The organism is Marivirga arenosa (genome assembly GCF_030503875.2).
GTDB lineage: Bacteria > Bacteroidota > Bacteroidia > Cytophagales > Cyclobacteriaceae > Marivirga > Marivirga arenosa.
Genome location: NZ_CP129968.2, coordinates 2,963,168 through 2,978,903, shown reverse-complemented (window position 1 = coordinate 2,978,903; position 15,736 = coordinate 2,963,168). Strand labels below are relative to the sequence as shown.

The 15,736-nt window shown below is 31.9% G+C and carries 10 protein-coding genes; 7 read left to right on the top strand and 3 right to left on the bottom strand.

Annotated elements, in window-relative coordinates; genetic code table 11:
* The first annotated feature begins 65 nt into the window (after positions 1-65).
* The 7 genes from acnA to QYS47_RS12815 all read left to right on the top strand — a co-directional run bounded on the left by acnA (position 66) and on the right by QYS47_RS12815 (position 14,018).
* On the top strand, positions 66-2,834 hold the full coding sequence (acnA, locus tag QYS47_RS12845; RefSeq protein WP_322346597.1) for an aconitate hydratase AcnA: 2,769 nt from the start codon (positions 66-68) through the stop codon (positions 2,832-2,834).
* 124 nt (positions 2,835-2,958) lie between these two features.
* Positions 2,959-4,428 carry a cryptochrome/deoxyribodipyrimidine photo-lyase family protein gene (locus tag QYS47_RS12840; RefSeq protein ID WP_322346595.1) on the top strand — a complete coding sequence of 490 codons (1,470 nt, stop codon included), beginning with the start codon at positions 2,959-2,961 and terminating at the stop codon, positions 4,426-4,428.
* Between the two features lie 63 nt (positions 4,429-4,491).
* The gene (locus QYS47_RS12835) at positions 4,492-6,714 is read left to right on the top strand and encodes an efflux RND transporter permease subunit (protein WP_322346593.1); all 2,223 of its coding nucleotides are present in this window, start codon (positions 4,492-4,494) and stop codon (positions 6,712-6,714) included.
* A 97-nt stretch (positions 6,715-6,811) separates the two neighbouring features.
* A complete protein-coding gene (locus tag QYS47_RS12830) occupies positions 6,812-9,418 on the top strand; it encodes a TonB-dependent receptor (RefSeq protein ID WP_322346591.1) in 2,607 nt (868 codons plus the stop codon).
* Positions 9,419-9,422: 4 nt separating this feature from the next.
* Entirely contained in the window at positions 9,423-10,517 is a 1,095-nt protein-coding gene (locus tag QYS47_RS12825) for a DUF4249 family protein (RefSeq protein WP_322346588.1), read from the top strand.
* 52 nt (positions 10,518-10,569) lie between these two features.
* Complete coding sequence (locus QYS47_RS12820) at positions 10,570-11,667, top strand: DUF4249 family protein (protein WP_322346586.1); 1,098 nt, start codon at positions 10,570-10,572, stop codon at positions 11,665-11,667.
* A complete protein-coding gene (locus tag QYS47_RS12815) occupies positions 11,664-14,018 on the top strand; it encodes a hypothetical protein (RefSeq protein ID WP_322346584.1) in 2,355 nt (784 codons plus the stop codon). The genes QYS47_RS12820 and QYS47_RS12815 overlap by 4 nt, the downstream gene beginning before the upstream one ends.
* On the opposite strand, the gene dtd is transcribed toward QYS47_RS12815, so the two are convergent.
* The 3 genes from dtd to QYS47_RS12800 are packed head-to-tail and all read right to left on the bottom strand — an operon-like array spanning position 14,015 to position 15,736.
* Positions 14,015-14,467: a D-aminoacyl-tRNA deacylase gene (gene dtd, locus QYS47_RS12810; protein ID WP_322346582.1), complete on the bottom strand. Its 453-nt coding sequence runs from the start codon at positions 14,465-14,467 to the stop codon at positions 14,015-14,017. The two genes, QYS47_RS12815 and dtd, sit on opposite strands and share 4 nt — an antisense overlap.
* Positions 14,468-14,469: 2 nt before the next feature.
* Positions 14,470-15,129, bottom strand: coding sequence for an NAD-dependent epimerase/dehydratase family protein (locus QYS47_RS12805; RefSeq protein ID WP_308356277.1), 660 nt, complete (start codon positions 15,127-15,129; stop codon positions 14,470-14,472).
* Position 15,130: 1 nt separating this feature from the next.
* The gene (locus QYS47_RS12800; protein ID WP_302124284.1) at positions 15,131-15,736 is read right to left on the bottom strand and encodes a thioredoxin family protein; all 606 of its coding nucleotides are present in this window, start codon (positions 15,734-15,736) and stop codon (positions 15,131-15,133) included.

Below are 15,736 nucleotides of genomic sequence, written 5' to 3'. Positions count from 1 at the left end.
AGGAGGTTATGAAGAGTTATAACCTCCTTTTTTATTATCAACTTTTAAACTAAAACTTTTTCACTATGCATAAAGACCCATTTAAAATTGTTAAAGAACTTGATAGTCAGAAGGGTAAGCTTAAATATTACAGTTTACAAGAACTTCAAAATCAAGGTTATGATATTGATAAACTACCTTTCTCAATAAGAATCCTTCTTGAAAATGCCTTAAGAAATTATGATGATTTTGCGATAACTAAAGAAAATATAGAAACCCTATTAAACTGGAAACCAGAAGCTTCTGATAAGGATATACCTTATAAGCCAGCTAGGGTTTTAATGCAAGACTTTACTGGAGTACCAGCAGTAGTTGATATAGCTTCTTTAAGAGCAGAGGCAGTAAGAAAAGGTAAAGACCCACAAAAGATAAATCCGCTCATTCCTGTTGATTTAGTAATAGATCACTCAGTTCAAGTAGATTATTTTGGCACCAATTATTCTTATGCTAAAAATGTAGATAAAGAATATGAAAGAAATGGTGAGCGCTATCAATTTTTAAAATGGGCTCAAAAGGCATTTAACAATTTTTCTGTTGTGCCTCCAGGTATGGGGATTTGCCACCAAGTTAACTTAGAGTATTTAGCACAAGGGGCAATCGCTAGAGATGGGTACGTTTTTCCTGATACTTTAGTAGGAACAGATTCACATACCCCTATGGTAAATGGAATCGGAGTTGTAGGCTGGGGTGTAGGTGGAATTGAAGCAGAAGCGGCAATATTAGGTCAGCCTATTTATTTCATCATGCCAGAAGTGATTGGTTTAAAACTGACTGGTGAATTACCATTAGGAACTACCGCAACTGATTTAGTTTTAACCATTACACATTTACTCAGAAGCCATGGAGTAGTAGGCAAGTTTGTGGAGGTATTCGGTCCCGGATTAGATAAGCTAACCATTCCTGATAGGGCTACAATCTCAAATATGTCACCTGAATTTGGCTGTACGGTTACCTATTTCCCAATAGATGATCAAACTTTGTCGTATATGGAAAAGACTAATCGTTCCAAAGACCAAATTGATTTGGTGGAAAAATATACTAAATCAAATATGCTATGGAGAGAAAATGAAGATAAAATCAATTATTCTACAGTATTAGAACTAGACTTAAGTACTGTAGAACCTACAGTTTCTGGGCCTAAGAGACCTCAAGATAAAATTTTAGTAAGAGAGTTTGAAGATAAATTCAAAGACCTTCTTAAGACTGAGCATGGTAGAGATTACCTAGGAATGTACGAGAGACCAGTCAGCAGATGGTATTCTGAAGGAGGATCACAACCAGTTCAACAACCAGTTGCTGATGATGTAGCGATAGAAACGGAACAGGAAAATGGTTTAAAAACTGTTAAAATTAAGACCCATAATGATGAGTTTAGCTTAAGTGACGGATCAATCGTGATTGCTGCCATTACTAGTTGTACGAATACTTCTAATCCAAGCGTAATGTTAGGAGCTGGCCTAGTAGCACAGAAAGCAATTGAAAGAGGGATAGATGTAAAACCATGGGTTAAAACAAGTTTAGCCCCTGGTTCAAAAGTGGTAACCGATTATTTAGAAGCTGCAGGATTATTAGATGATTTGGAAGCATTAAAATTCCATGTGGTAGGGTACGGTTGTACTTCATGTATAGGGAATTCAGGACCACTTCCACCTCATATTGCAAAGGCAGTTAAAGAAAATGATTTGGTGGTATCTTCTGTATTATCAGGAAATAGAAACTTTGAAGCTAGGGTTCATCCAGATGTAAAAATGAATTTCTTGATGTCACCCATGTTAGTTGTGGCATATGCTATAGCAGGTAGAGTTGATATTGATCTCAACAATGATCCATTAAGTTATGATGTGAATGGGGAACCCGTTTATTTAAAAGATATCTGGCCTAGTCAGGATGAGATCTTTGAAGTGATGCGAAAGGTTCTTTCTCCTGATTCTTACAAAAAGAACTATGGCGAGATTTTCGATGGAAATGAACAATGGAAGTCTATGAAAGCTCCAGATTCTAAAGATTACGAATGGGATGATGCATCAACCTATATAAAGGAGGCGCCATTTTTTAAAGATATAACAGAGGAAGCAGAAGATTTTGAAGATATCAATGAGGCCCAGGTATTATTGAAACTAGGAGATTCGATTACTACAGACCACATATCTCCAGCTGGTGCATTTGCAGAGGATAGCCCTGCGGGTAAATATTTAAAAGGGAGAGGAGTTGAGAGAAAGGATTTTAACTCATATGGTTCCAGAAGAGGTAATGATGAAATTATGACTCGAGGAACATTTGCAAATGTTAGAATCAAGAATCAGTTAGCTGAAAAAGAAGGAGGTTATACTCAGTATATCCCAACAGGAGAGGAGATGACAGTCTTTGATGCAGCCCAAAAATATAAAGAGAATAATATCCCTCTCGTTGTTTTAGGTGGGAAAGAATATGGTAGTGGTTCCTCAAGAGACTGGGCCGCTAAAGGAACCTATTTATTGGGAGTAAAAGCAGTTATTGCTGAAAGCTATGAAAGAATTCACAGAAGTAATCTGGTTGGAATGGGAGTTTTACCATTACAGTATAGCGAGGGTGAATCAGCGGAGAGCTTAGGTTTGGATGGTTCTGAAAAAATTTCAATAACTGGCATATCAGAAGGACTAACTCCATCTAAAAAGTTATCTGCTAAAGCTATGAAATCTGATGGAACTGAAATCAAATTTGAAGTCTTAGCAAGATTGGATTCTCAAATTGAGGTTGAATACTATAAGAATAAAGGAATTCTTCAATATGTACTCAGAGACTTTTTAAGAAAATAAATCTAGTTTTATTTACGGTTAAAACCGGTTTAGCATATCATGTGCTATTCCGGTTTTTTTTGTTTTAAAAGTTAAAACAAAGCTTATTCATTAAAGTTTTTCAGTTATATCCTCGGTATTTTTAATGAAACAACCTATTTCCATTGTCTGGCTTAAAAGAGATTTACGTTTAGAAGATCATGCTCCTCTTCAAAAAGCAGCTGAACTGCAATTACCTACTTTAATTTTTTATGCATGGGAACCAGAATTGTTATTTGCTCAGGATTACAGTAATAGGCATTGGCAATTTATTTCCGAATCTTTAGCTGAATTAAGCGATCAGCTAAAAACCTATGATATTCATTTAATTCAAATTCATGGAAAACCTACAGATTTTTTAAATGAGATTAGTGAGAAATATCATATCAAATATCTACTATCCCATGAAGAGACTGGGATAGAACTGACTTTCCACCGAGATGTAGAAGTGAAGAAATTTTGTAACCAACATAATATTGTTTGGAAAGAGTTTCCTCAATTTGGTGTACAGAGGGGTAGAAGAAATCGAGATAATTGGTCTAAAGCATGGTATGCTTTCATGGAAAACGGTTTAATTAAGAATCAAATTGCTGAAATTAATCCATTTCACATAAGTGATTTATCAAAAGTTCCAATAGTTAATTCGTCCAAGGATTTAGGAATTAAAAAAGAAGCTGGAGTTACTCAGAAAGGTGGAAGCATAAATTCAAAACGATATTTAAATGGGTTTCTTTCAGAGCGTCATTTTCAGTACAGTAAAAATATTAGTAAGCCTTCAGCTGCTAGAACTTCTTGCAGCCGTTTATCACCTTATCTAGCATATGGTAATGTCAGTATGAGATCGGTATACCAGTCTATGAAGAAGGCCAAGGAGAATGGAAATAAAAGTGCTTTAAATAATTTTGCTTCTCGATTAAGATGGCATTGTCATTTCATACAGAAATTTGAAATGGAAGACCGCTATGAATTTGAAAATATTAATAGAGGATACAACTCAATTAGAACGGATGAAAATGATATTTTATATAGTTCCTGGAAGGAGGGCGAAACTGGGTTTCCTCTAATAGATGCTTGTATGAGATGTGTGAACTCAACGGGTTATCTTAACTTCCGAATGCGTGCTATGCTGGTTTCTTTTTTATCTTACCATTTATGGCAACCTTGGAAAAGAGGGGCTATGCATTTAGGTAGGATGTTTTTAGATTTCGAACCTGGAATACACTATCCGCAATTTCAAATGCAATCAGGGGTTACCGGTATTAATACTATCAGAATGTATAATCCTGTAAAACAATCAATTGATCATGATCCTGATGGTGATTTTATAAAATCATGGATTCCGGAGTTAAAAGATGTTCCCAAAAACTTTATTCATGAACCATGGAAATTAAGCTACATTGAACAGAAGGATCTTAACATTGAGATCGGAAAAGATTATCCTCAACCTATTGTTGATCTTGAAGAAGCAGGGAAGAAAGCAAGAACAGTAATCTGGGATATGAGGAAAGATCCATTAGTTAAAAAGGAATCTAAAAGAATATTAGCTAAACATACAGTAGAAAATAGAAATCCATAATTTTTAAATCTGTTTCTGAACTTTTTCTCGTTAATAAATGCATCAGTCAAAAACCTTAATTTTTTGAAAAAAATAATCAGCAACTACTATAATAATTTTAAGGATAAAGAATTTAGGGTGATGCTATATGCGGTATGGATTATCAGCTTAGCATTTTTTATTTCGCAATTCCCTAAATTGAGTGTAAGTTTTGAATTTGAAAAATTCTTTGCTGAGGGAAATGAGGACAGAGTGTTTTTTGAGCAGCATGTTGAAAAATTTGGATATGATAATGATTACTTGCTAGTAGCAATTCAAAATTCACCTTCAATATTTCAATCATCTTTTTTGCAAAAACTAGAACATTGGACGAATTCCATAGATTCAATTGACGGGATTCAAAGCGCTCGATCTCTTTTTGAACTAAAACATATTATTAAAGCTCCCTTTGGTTATAATGCAATTCCGTTACTCCATGTTGATGATGAGAATCGCCTTAAAAGTGATAGTGTCAGAATATCTTCTCATGATTTATATTCTAAATTTATTTCCAATGATGCTCAATCCACTATAATTCAGCTCAATCATAGACATTTTACTTCACCAAAAGAAGAATTTCAATTCTTCAATAAATTGAAAGTATCTCTTCAAGAAAATAATCTAAGCAATTATAGAATAGTTGGGAAGTTAGTAGCTCAGCAGAGTTTTGTTGATCATATAAAATCGGATTTTAGTATTTTCCTAGCGGCAGGAATAGGAGTTACTATTCTGTTACTTTTACTGATTTATCGTTCTTTTAACATTATGCTTCTACCATTAATGATGAGCATTTCATCATTAATTTATCTTTTAGGGTTTATGGCAATGTTTCAAGTGGAGCTCAGTATTTTAAGCGTATTGATTCCACCTATTATATTGTTTGTTTCAACCTCAGATGCCATTCATTTAATAAATGCTTACCGACAAAATCCAGAGCAGGATTTTATAAGACGTTTAAAGTTATCTATTAAAAAAGTGTTTTCAGCTACGCTTTTAACCTCTATTACCACCGCAGTGGGTTTCTTTAGCTTACTGGTTTTACCAACTGAACCTATAAATGAATTGGGACTATTTGCCGGTATCGGAGTTTTAATAGCTTTTGTTGTCAATTTTGCAATCGGTCCTTTATTAATTAGAAAGAACTATCGAAATCAACAAATTAAATTACCCTTTAGAAAATGGACCGTTAAAATTTTAAAAAATCGAAGAGCTATTATTCTAGTTTATTTATTGATTGTAGTAGTATCATTTTTTGGGGTTTTTAAACTGAAAACTGATGCATATCTATTGAAGGATTTACCTAAAAATTCTCAGGTTCGAGATGATTTTACCTTCATGGATAGATTTTACGGGGGTTCAAAACCATGGGAAATGGCTATTTATCCAGCTGATAAAAATGAAACTATACTAAATTATGATATTTTAGTTGAAATATTAAAAATTGAACAGTACTTAAAAGATTCCTTTAAAATTGAAAATGTTGTATCTCCTCTTGAGCTAGTAAAATATGCTAATCAAATTGAAAATGGAGGAGTATTCAATCAATACAAATTACCCAATGAATTAAACTATGATAAGCAAAAATCCACTAGGAAATTTCTATTACAGAAGGGTATAGCAAATAATGTTGTAGATTCAAGCTTAAAATATGGTAGGTTCACTGGATTTATTCCTGAATGGGGTTCAAATGCTACTCAAAAGCGGAATGATAAGCTAAGAGAATTTATTAAATCCAATATTGATTCTAAGGTATTAGACACTAAATTAACAGGGACCACCTATTTAATTGATAAAAGTAATGAAAACTTATCCATTGAATTAATTAAGGGATTAGTGTTTGCAATTTTTATAATAGCATTGTTTATCGCTATCTATTTCAAATCTTTTAAAATGCTATTGATTAGTCTTATTCCTAATGTTATTCCTCTAATATTAACTGCAGGACTGATGGGATTCATGGAAGTGCCTTTAAAGTTAACAACAGCTATTATTTTTGTGGTGTCTTTTGGTATAGCCGTTGATGATACTATTCACTTTTTAGGTAGTTTTAAAAAGCAAACTGCACGCTCACCCATTTGGCGAATCATTAAAACCTTAAGATCAGCTGGTTTAGCAATCTTAATCACCTCAATCTTAATTATTGGAGGCTTTGTTTTATTCACTTTCTCATCATTCGCCACTACCTTTTATTTGGGGTTTTTCTTAACCTTTGGCATGTTTATTGCTTTAGTAACAGATATTGTATTTCTACCAATAATATTGAGGTAGTCAATTATATTTTAACTAAACTACTAATTGATTTGATAAAAAGTTCTCTTTATATTGTCTTCTTATTATGAATAAAATAAATTTCAATCACCTATTTTTGAGAACTATCTTTTTATCGATAGTGCTTTTGAGTTTTATCAGCAATCAACTTAAAAGTCAGAATCTATTAACAGATAGAGTCACTATTGATCAATCATATGATTCAATATCATTTAATCAACTTGCTAATCTTATAGAAAGGAAATCATCATTCAAGCTTAAGTATAAAGAGGCTTGGATAGAAAATAAATTTTTATCAATAAACCAGGGAGAGTATACTATAGAGGAATTAATGGATAATTGTCTATCACAATTAGAATTAAGATATTTATTGTATGAACCAAACTTTATCGTCCTTTTAAAATCTCCACCTCAAAATTTTACTTACCAACAAGAAAAGACAGGAAATAAAAATACAAGCCCCTTGGTATTGGGTCAAGTTGAACTTGGTCTTGATTCAGCTAAATTAACTGGATATATAAATTCAGCTGAGGATTCAAAACCGATTAGTGGAGCTCTTATTACATCTAATACTGGGATTCAAGAAGTTACTAGTTCTAATGGTTACTATGAATTAAAATTACCTGTTGGTTATAATAGAGTTTCTTTTAAAGCTTTGGGGATATCTGATTTAGATGTGGAACTAGTTTTAAATAGTAGTTCTAAATTAGATATTAATCTTTTTAGAGATTTTTTACAATTAGAGGAAGTCTCTGTATCAGCTACTAGACCTGATGAAAATATTTCAGATAATACTGCAGGTTCAGAAAGGATGACTTTAGAAGAAATTGAAAAAATCCCTCCTTTTTTAGGTGAAGCAGATGTGATAAAAAGTTTATCAAGTTTACCTGGTGTAGGAAATTCAGGCGAGACTTCGGCTGGCTTTAATGTGAGAGGTAGTAGTGGTAGCGAAAATCTAATATTGATAGACAATGGTATATTATATAATGGAGGACATTTATTTGGATTATACGGTTCGGTAAATTCAGATGCTATCTCAAGTGTTGAATTATTTAAAGGTATTATGCCTGCAGAATATGGAGGAAGAACCTCCTCCATTTTGAAAATGGAATTAAGAGATGGCAGAAATGCTGAGAATTTAAATGGTTATGGTGGGGTTGGTATAATTGCAAGTCGTTTGAGTATTAATACCCCAATAATTAAAGATAAGAGCTCTCTTAGCTCTAGTATAAGGGCAGCTTATCCCAATATTATTACGAGTTTTCTCGAAGCTAGAGATCTGAATACAAGCAGCTCAGCTTTTGGTGATTTTAATTTATCATATAAACATAATATATCCGATAAAAGCTTCATTAAAGCCTCTGCATATAAAAGTTTGGATCGATTTAACTTAAGAGATGAAGTTATTTTAAATTATGATAATAATTTGCTGTCTCTTAATTATGGTAATAATATTACAAATAACTTATTTCTTGATTTTCATTATAGTTATAGTAGGTATAATTATAGCTTTGGCGAAAATGACATTAATGAGAGTTATAATTTAGATGCATATGTTCAGAATCATAAGTTTTTAACATCCATAGAAACAACAATATTTGATATTCATGATATTAAAGCAGGTGTTGAGGCAATAGAATATAATGTTAATTCTGGTGCTATTAAAGAAGTAGTTGGGAATGCAGAAAATACTTTTTCATATCCAAATCAAGAAGCTTATTCTGTTTCTACTTTTATTACTGATCGTTTTTCACCAGTTAAAAAAATTGATGTCCTAATAGGTCTACGATCATCTTATTATTCGAAAGAAGTTTCTGAAAATCAAGTAGGGTTAGATCCAAGATTCTCAATCAATTATAAAATCAATCGCAAGAATTCAGTTAAATTTGGCTATAATAGATCAAGACAGTTTATTCATTTATTGTCAAACACTGCATCAATAACCCCATTTGATTTATGGAGATTAAGTAATGATAATATAAATCCCTCAGTAGCAAATCAAATTTCTTTAGGTTATTTCAAGAATTTCAATTCTAATAATATTGAGACTTCTGTAGAAGGTTTTTATAAAGAAAGTGATAATTTTCTTGATTTTAGAAATGGGGCAAACTTATTAGGTACAGATAATATTGATGAGGAAGTAATACAAGGTGAGGCAAGAGCTTACGGTATTGAGTTTTATGCAAAAAGAAAGGTAGGGAAGCTCACGGGTTGGTTAAGTTACACATGGTTAAGGTCATTTGAAAGAATCCTAGGAGAGAATTCTTCAGAAACAATTAATAATGGCGAGTTTTTTCCTACTTTTTATGATCAACCTCACAATGTTAATTCTTTAATAAATATTGTTTTTAGTAGAAGATTTGATATGTCATTAAATTTCGTCTATTCCTCTGGGCGGCCAATAACTTTTCCTAATTCATTTTATGAATTTAATGGTGCGATTGTAGCAAATTATCCAGAAAGAAATAATAGTAGAATACCTGATTATCACAGATTGGATATTTCCTTTAATTTAGGTACAACTTTAAGAAAGTATAAAATGATTGAGGCAAATTGGAGTTTAATAATCTATAATGTTTATGGAAGAAGAAATCCATATTCTGTATTTTTTAGAACTAATCAATCAATGTCTACAATTGATGCATTTCGATTGTCTGTAATCGGTGTGCCAATTCCAGCATTGAGCTATAATTTTAAATTTTAATGTATTGAAAAAAATATTTCTGTATACCATTTTATATTGTCTTTGCATCAGCTGTATCGATCCATACGAACCTGATTACAGCAACATTGAGAATGAAAATAGAATAGTGGTAGATGCTAAGCTTTCGAACGCAGATACTATTTATAAAATTGCTTTGAGCAATACAATAGATGTTGGAGCTGATACAAGCGCAAATTTTATAATTGCAAATCGGGTATTTATCTTAGATGATAATGGTTTAGAATATTCATTTGTGCACAAAGGGCAAGGTATTTATGAGTTAGCCTCATCTGAATTATGTTTTGAGTTAGATAATACTTATCAATTAAATATTGAGTTAGAAGATGGTACTCAGTATTCTTCTACTCCAGTATCCTTACCTGAGCAAGTGAAATTTACTGAAATTAAGTATAGACTTCAGGATAAGTTAATAATAGTTGATGAAGAGGAAGTTTATGTTCAATATATAGATTTCTATGGTATAAATAACCTACAAAGAAATAATTCAATATTTTATCAGATAGGTTACGAAGGTTTTTTTGCTCTTTATCCTCCTTATCAGGGTAGTAGCATATGCTGGCCAGCCTGTAAATGGGAAGAGGATCAAATACCACCTGATTTATCATCTCTGACTTTTTGCTATGCTCCAGATGTCGATTATAGCCCATTGAATGTAATTGATTTAAAACCTGAAAATAATGAAATAGTAGTTGCCAGCCTTCCAACAGATTTCAAATTTGCTAGAGAGTATAGCATGAATTTGATAATTAATTCAATTGATAAAAGTACTTTTGAATATATTTTGGCTCAAAAGAATCAATTAGATTATGGAGGAGGGTTATTTGATCCGCCACCTACAAATATAATTGGTAATATATCCAATCCTCAGAGAAGAGAAGATTATGCCTTAGGAAACTTCAGTATTGTTAATAGTTATGAAATAAGAGTTCATGTTCCCGCTATTTCAAATGCTGATTATTCATTCTGCGATTATTCAGCTGAGGGAATTTGTTTTGAACCACCGTTTGATTATTGTTGCGATTGCAGACAGTATCCAGGTGCTATTACTACTAGACCAGAATTTTTTCCAGCTCAATAGATGGAAAATCTAGAAAAACCATATAATGCTATCAGCCTAATTCATTAAGAGATTGAGAATAATTTTAATATCTATATTAATTCTTTATTTATGTTCAGGATGTATTGATGAATTTGATCCTGATTATAACAATATCAAAAATGAAAATAGATTGGTGGTTGACGCCAATCTAAAAGTTAACGATAGCATTCATGAGATTTTCTTAAGTAGAACATTTGCAGTAGGAGATACTATAAAACCGACAAGTGGTATAATTGCAGAACAAGTCTACATTAAAGATTCAAATAATAAAGAGTATTTCTTCATTCATCAAGGAGGAGGTAGATACACTATAACTAGCGAAGAACTTTGTTTGGAGCAAAATACTTCATACCAATTATTCATTTTGATTCAGGATGGTAGCTTATATTCATCGGAAACAATAGATGTTCCAAAGCGAGTTGATTTTCAATATTATGATTATGAGGTGGAAGAGGTATTAAGAGTAGTGGATGAAAGAGCAGTTTTTTTGAAAAGCATAAATTTTATTGGTATCAATGAAATGCAGAGAACCTCTTCAGTTTATTTTCAAACTGGATACGTGAGTACATTTGAGTTATATCCACCATTACAAGGATTGACAGATTGCTGGTCATTGCAAGATGAGTTTGATGAGATTCCATCTGATTTATCTGTCTTTACATTCTGTTATGCTAAAGACAGTGCAGAACGACCTTTGAATGTCCAAGAACTTAAACCTGAAAATGACAACTTAACATTAATTAGTCTGTTACTAGATTTTAAGTTTTTAAGAGGACATAGTATTGAGCTCGATATAAATGCAATAAGTAAACAAACGTATGAGTATACACTTGCACAAAAGAATCAATTGGATTATGGTGGTGGATTATTTGATCCACCACCTACTAATATCATAGGAAATATCTCTAATATCAATTCTAAAGAAGACTATACTTTAGGAAACTTCAGCATATCCAATAATTATAAAACGAGAATATTTGTTCCATTTATAAATAATGCAGAAGAAAATTTTTGTCAGTGCCCAGAATCGGATCCAGGTTGCGGTCAACCATTTTTTGATTATTGTTGTGATTGTAGATTGTATCCTGGAGCATTTACAACTAGGCCTACTTATTTCCCGGAAATATGAACATTAAAGGAATATCAGATTTGAAAAGAGTTACAAGAGTTTTAACGATAATTTGTGTAATGTTTTTAGGGCATAAAGTAAGTGCCCAAAACGAAGCGCCAGCTCCCGAAAAAGTTATTTTTCAAACTAATAAATCAATTTACTTAGTTGGAGACAGTATTTATTTTAAAGCTTACATATTTGATTATGAGAGTTATAATTTATCAGAAACCAGTAAGATTTTATATGTTGATTTATTTTACGAAGGTAAAAGTATTATTTCACAAAAACTTAGAATAGAAAATGGGGTTTCTACCGGAGTAATTCAAATCCCATCCTCAATAGGTACAGGAGAATTACTTTTAGTGGGACATACTAACTGGATGCTAAATTTCCCAAATCTCTCTTATTCACAACATTGGCTCAACGTACATAATCCTAAATTTCCAAATCAAGATTTTAAAGATTCAAAAAAAGATAAATTCACATTTTATCCAGAAGGAGGGAATTTAATTTCAGGACAGCTTAATTTAGTAAGTTTTTATTCAAAGGATTCTGAGTATTATGGAAAGGAAGCAAATATCATAAATAGTCAAACAGAAAAGGTAGCCACTCTCAAAATAGATTCTGTAGGGTATGGCAATTTTAGTATACTTCCTAAAGAAGATGCTCCTTATTCTATAGCATTCGAGAAGGATACTTTAAGTGTCTCATTTCCTATGATAAACCCTCAAGCAGCAAGTTTTAAAATTGTTAAGAATGATGATGGTGTGTTAGTTTTAATAAATTTTGGCAGTCAATTTAAATCAGATACCGTAGAGCTCTTGCTTCAATCAAAAGGATTGATCTTAAGCAAACAGAAAATAGCTTATACTGGTTATAGAAGAGCGAAATTTGAATTTAGTTATGAAAAAATGGAAACAGGGCTCAATCAGTTCGTATTACTAAATGAGTCCGGTGAAAAACTAACTGAGCGGTTAATTTTTGTCAATTTAGATAAAACGGACAATACACTTTCAGTTCAAGGTTTAGAAGAGAGTATTAAGACTAATTCTTTTATTGATTTAAATATTAAATCTGATAAAGATTTTCATTCTACCATATTGATTCAAGAATCAGATGATTACCCTGCAAAAAATGTATTCGATTTATCTTTACAAAAAGAACTTTTTTCTGAAATAGGTACAACAGTACTATCATATGAGATCTTAAATAAGATCAAAAGTGATACAATCTGGCTGGATAAATTTCTTATAACAAAATCTTTGAAAACCTTCAAATTTGAAAATAAAAATGATGGAGATGTTCAGTTTTTCCAACCTGAATTTAGTAATGAATTTACATTAAAGGGCGGTATCAAAATCATTTCATCTGGAGAACCATTAGCGAATACCTCAATGCTCTGCATTGTAATCGGGGAGAAGAAGTTAATCTATCATTTTAAAACGGATGAAAATGGAACTTTCAGAATTCCTGTTGAATCATTTGAGGGGAATTCAAAAGTCATCTTTAAAAATATAGAGGAACCATTCTATGATAGAATAGATAAGTTTAAAGTGTCGTTGAATGAGCCTAAGTTGGATCGATTTGTAGAAAATGACTTATTAAATATTAGGCGAGATGAGAAATATGATAATTATTCTAAAATTGCAGTAAAAAGAAAAACAATAGAGAGTATTTATTGTGGCGTAAAAAGTGTTAGAAAAACTAATTCTAGTACTGTTTTTAATGAAAGCTTTTTCTCCGACTATACAAATGAATTAAATTATAAGAATTATATTCTTTTGAACGATTTTCGAGAGATAATTAAAGAGTTATTTTTTTCGATAAAGATAATAAAAGGAAAACGCAGAGAAAATGAAATAAGACTAATGACATATTCTGAGCCGGGAGGAGAGTATTTAGATAAAATGTTTGATGAATCTCCTCTGATTTTATTGGATGGAATTCCAATTGACGATCATGATATTATTATTGATTTGGATCCTAGAGACATAGAATTCATTAGAACAATTAATACGGAGGTATTATTAAATGACATATCATTCTCAGGATTGCTTGAAATTAATACAAAGAAGAAGCTTATTTTAAATAGGGATTTAGCAGGCCAGTATAAAATGGATTATACTGGATTTTCTCCTAGTATTTCTAAATCCAATTTTACAAATTGTGGAGAGAAGCAACTTTCAAATAAAAATTTTCCTGATTTTAGAAATCAACTATTCTGGGATTCAAAAATTGATTTATTGAATGAAGTTATTCATTATAAAGCACCTAATAATGCTGGTAGATATGAAATTATAGTTGATATGGTTAGTCGAGATGGAGAAATAAGCCAGTACCACCAAAATTTTATACTGAATGAGGACTAAAGTTTGTTTTTACTATCCAAAATAATTGTTACTGGTCCATCATTAACTAAGCTCACCTTCATATCTGCTCCAAATTCACCACTTTGAATTTCAGTAGTAATTTGTTGGTCTAATTCATTCAGCATTTTTTCATACAAGGGAATAGCAATATCAGGCTTTGCGGCTTTGATGTAAGAAGGGCGATTTCCTTTTTTTGTACTAGCATGCAAGGTGAATTGACTAATTAATAAAATCTCACCATTTACATCTAATAAACTTTTATTCATGACCCCATTATCATCATTAAATATCCTCATATTAATAATTTTTCGAGTAAGCCACTCTATATCTTCTTGATTATCGGCTTCTTCAATTCCTAATAAAATCATTAGGCCATAGTTAATATTTCCCTTGATTTCATTTTCAATTTTTACAGAAGCTTCCGATACTCTTTGTAAGACTGCAATCATTTTTATCCAATTTCATTGATTTCATCAGACAACAATACTTTGAAAGTCGAATTATTGGAGTGAGCCATTTTTATCATACTACTTGCAATTTTTGAAGCATCAACTGCAGCATATTTTTTCAATGGCCCTGAGAATATAAAGTCAAGTTTATCAGCAAACCAAAGGGCAGCTTTTTCAGCAGTTCTTTTTTCGGTTCTTTCGCCTGCAATAAATGAAGGCCTGTAGATAAATGCTTTATTTAGCTTCATTGATTTAATCGCATCCTCAGTTTCCCCTTTTACCTTATTATAGAATATAAATGAATTTGAATCAGCTCCCATTGCAGAAATAAGATGAAAAGAAGAAGCATTATTTTCTCTGGCAATTGCAGCTAGGCTTACAGGATATTCAAAATCTACTTTTTTAAAAGCTGCCTTACTACCGGCTTTTTTCATGGTAGTGCCCAAACAACAGAAGTAATCATCAGCTTGAAGCTCACTAATATGATCCTCTAACTTGTCAAAATCTTTTATAATGCACTCTTTAAGTTTTCCGTCATCACCGCCTAAGCTTCTTCTACTTAATACAATAACTTTTGAATATTGCTCATCTTCTAAGATTTGATCTAATAAATGACCTCCTACTAATCCTGTAGCTCCTGCAATTAGTGCTGTTTTCGACATATTAAAAGTTATTTATAATATTATTATACTCCTCCATTAATGTTTTGCATTTATCTACCGCATACCATTTATGCAGTTTTTCAATCAATTTAGCTTGTTCCGTATCAGGATTGTTTTTAGCATCCAAAATCATATTTTGAACAGGCTGAGGTCTTGGTCCCCAGGTAGAAAGATCTCGATAATGTTCGTCCATAAAAATAATTATGGGAATTGATCTTGACCCATTGGTTAAATATTGATCCATAATTTGAGGATTCTCATCTCTCATGATAAATCTTAAATCGATATTATCATTTAAATCAGCCATTTTTGCAATTAAAGGTATATTCTGAGCTGCATCTCCACACCATGCTTCAGTTATAACTAGCCAATTCATGCGGTCTAATTTTTTTACTTTCTGAATGATTTCATCTGCTAAGCTTAATGTTTTGTCAAGCCTATCCATTCTTTTATCATTCATTAAGGTATAACCTATCATGGCGTCTGAATGATTGGCTCCTGTAGTTTTGTTATCCGCTAGTAATGATTTTATTAATGCTCTGTACTCAGTGTAATTCAATGCTTGAGAGAATACTTTTTCTTTCTCTTCCTGTATCGTTTCTGTCAT

What these genes read in the sequence shown, in the direction of transcription:
- acnA (WP_322346597.1), top strand. Translation starts at nt 66, where the DNA reads ATGCATAAAGACCCATTTAAAATTGTTAAAGAACTTGATAGTCAGAAG.
- QYS47_RS12840 (WP_322346595.1), top strand. Translation starts at nt 2,959, where the DNA reads ATGAAACAACCTATTTCCATTGTCTGGCTTAAAAGAGATTTACGTTTA.
- QYS47_RS12815 (WP_322346584.1), top strand. Translation starts at nt 11,664, where the DNA reads ATGAACATTAAAGGAATATCAGATTTGAAAAGAGTTACAAGAGTTTTA.
- dtd (WP_322346582.1), bottom strand. Translation starts at nt 14,467, where the DNA reads ATGATTGCAGTCTTACAAAGAGTATCGGAAGCTTCTGTAAAAATTGAA.
- QYS47_RS12805 (WP_308356277.1), bottom strand. Translation starts at nt 15,129, where the DNA reads ATGTCGAAAACAGCACTAATTGCAGGAGCTACAGGATTAGTAGGAGGT.
- QYS47_RS12800 (WP_302124284.1), bottom strand. Translation starts at nt 15,736, where the DNA reads ATGACAGAAACGATACAGGAAGAGAAAGAAAAAGTATTCTCTCAAGCA.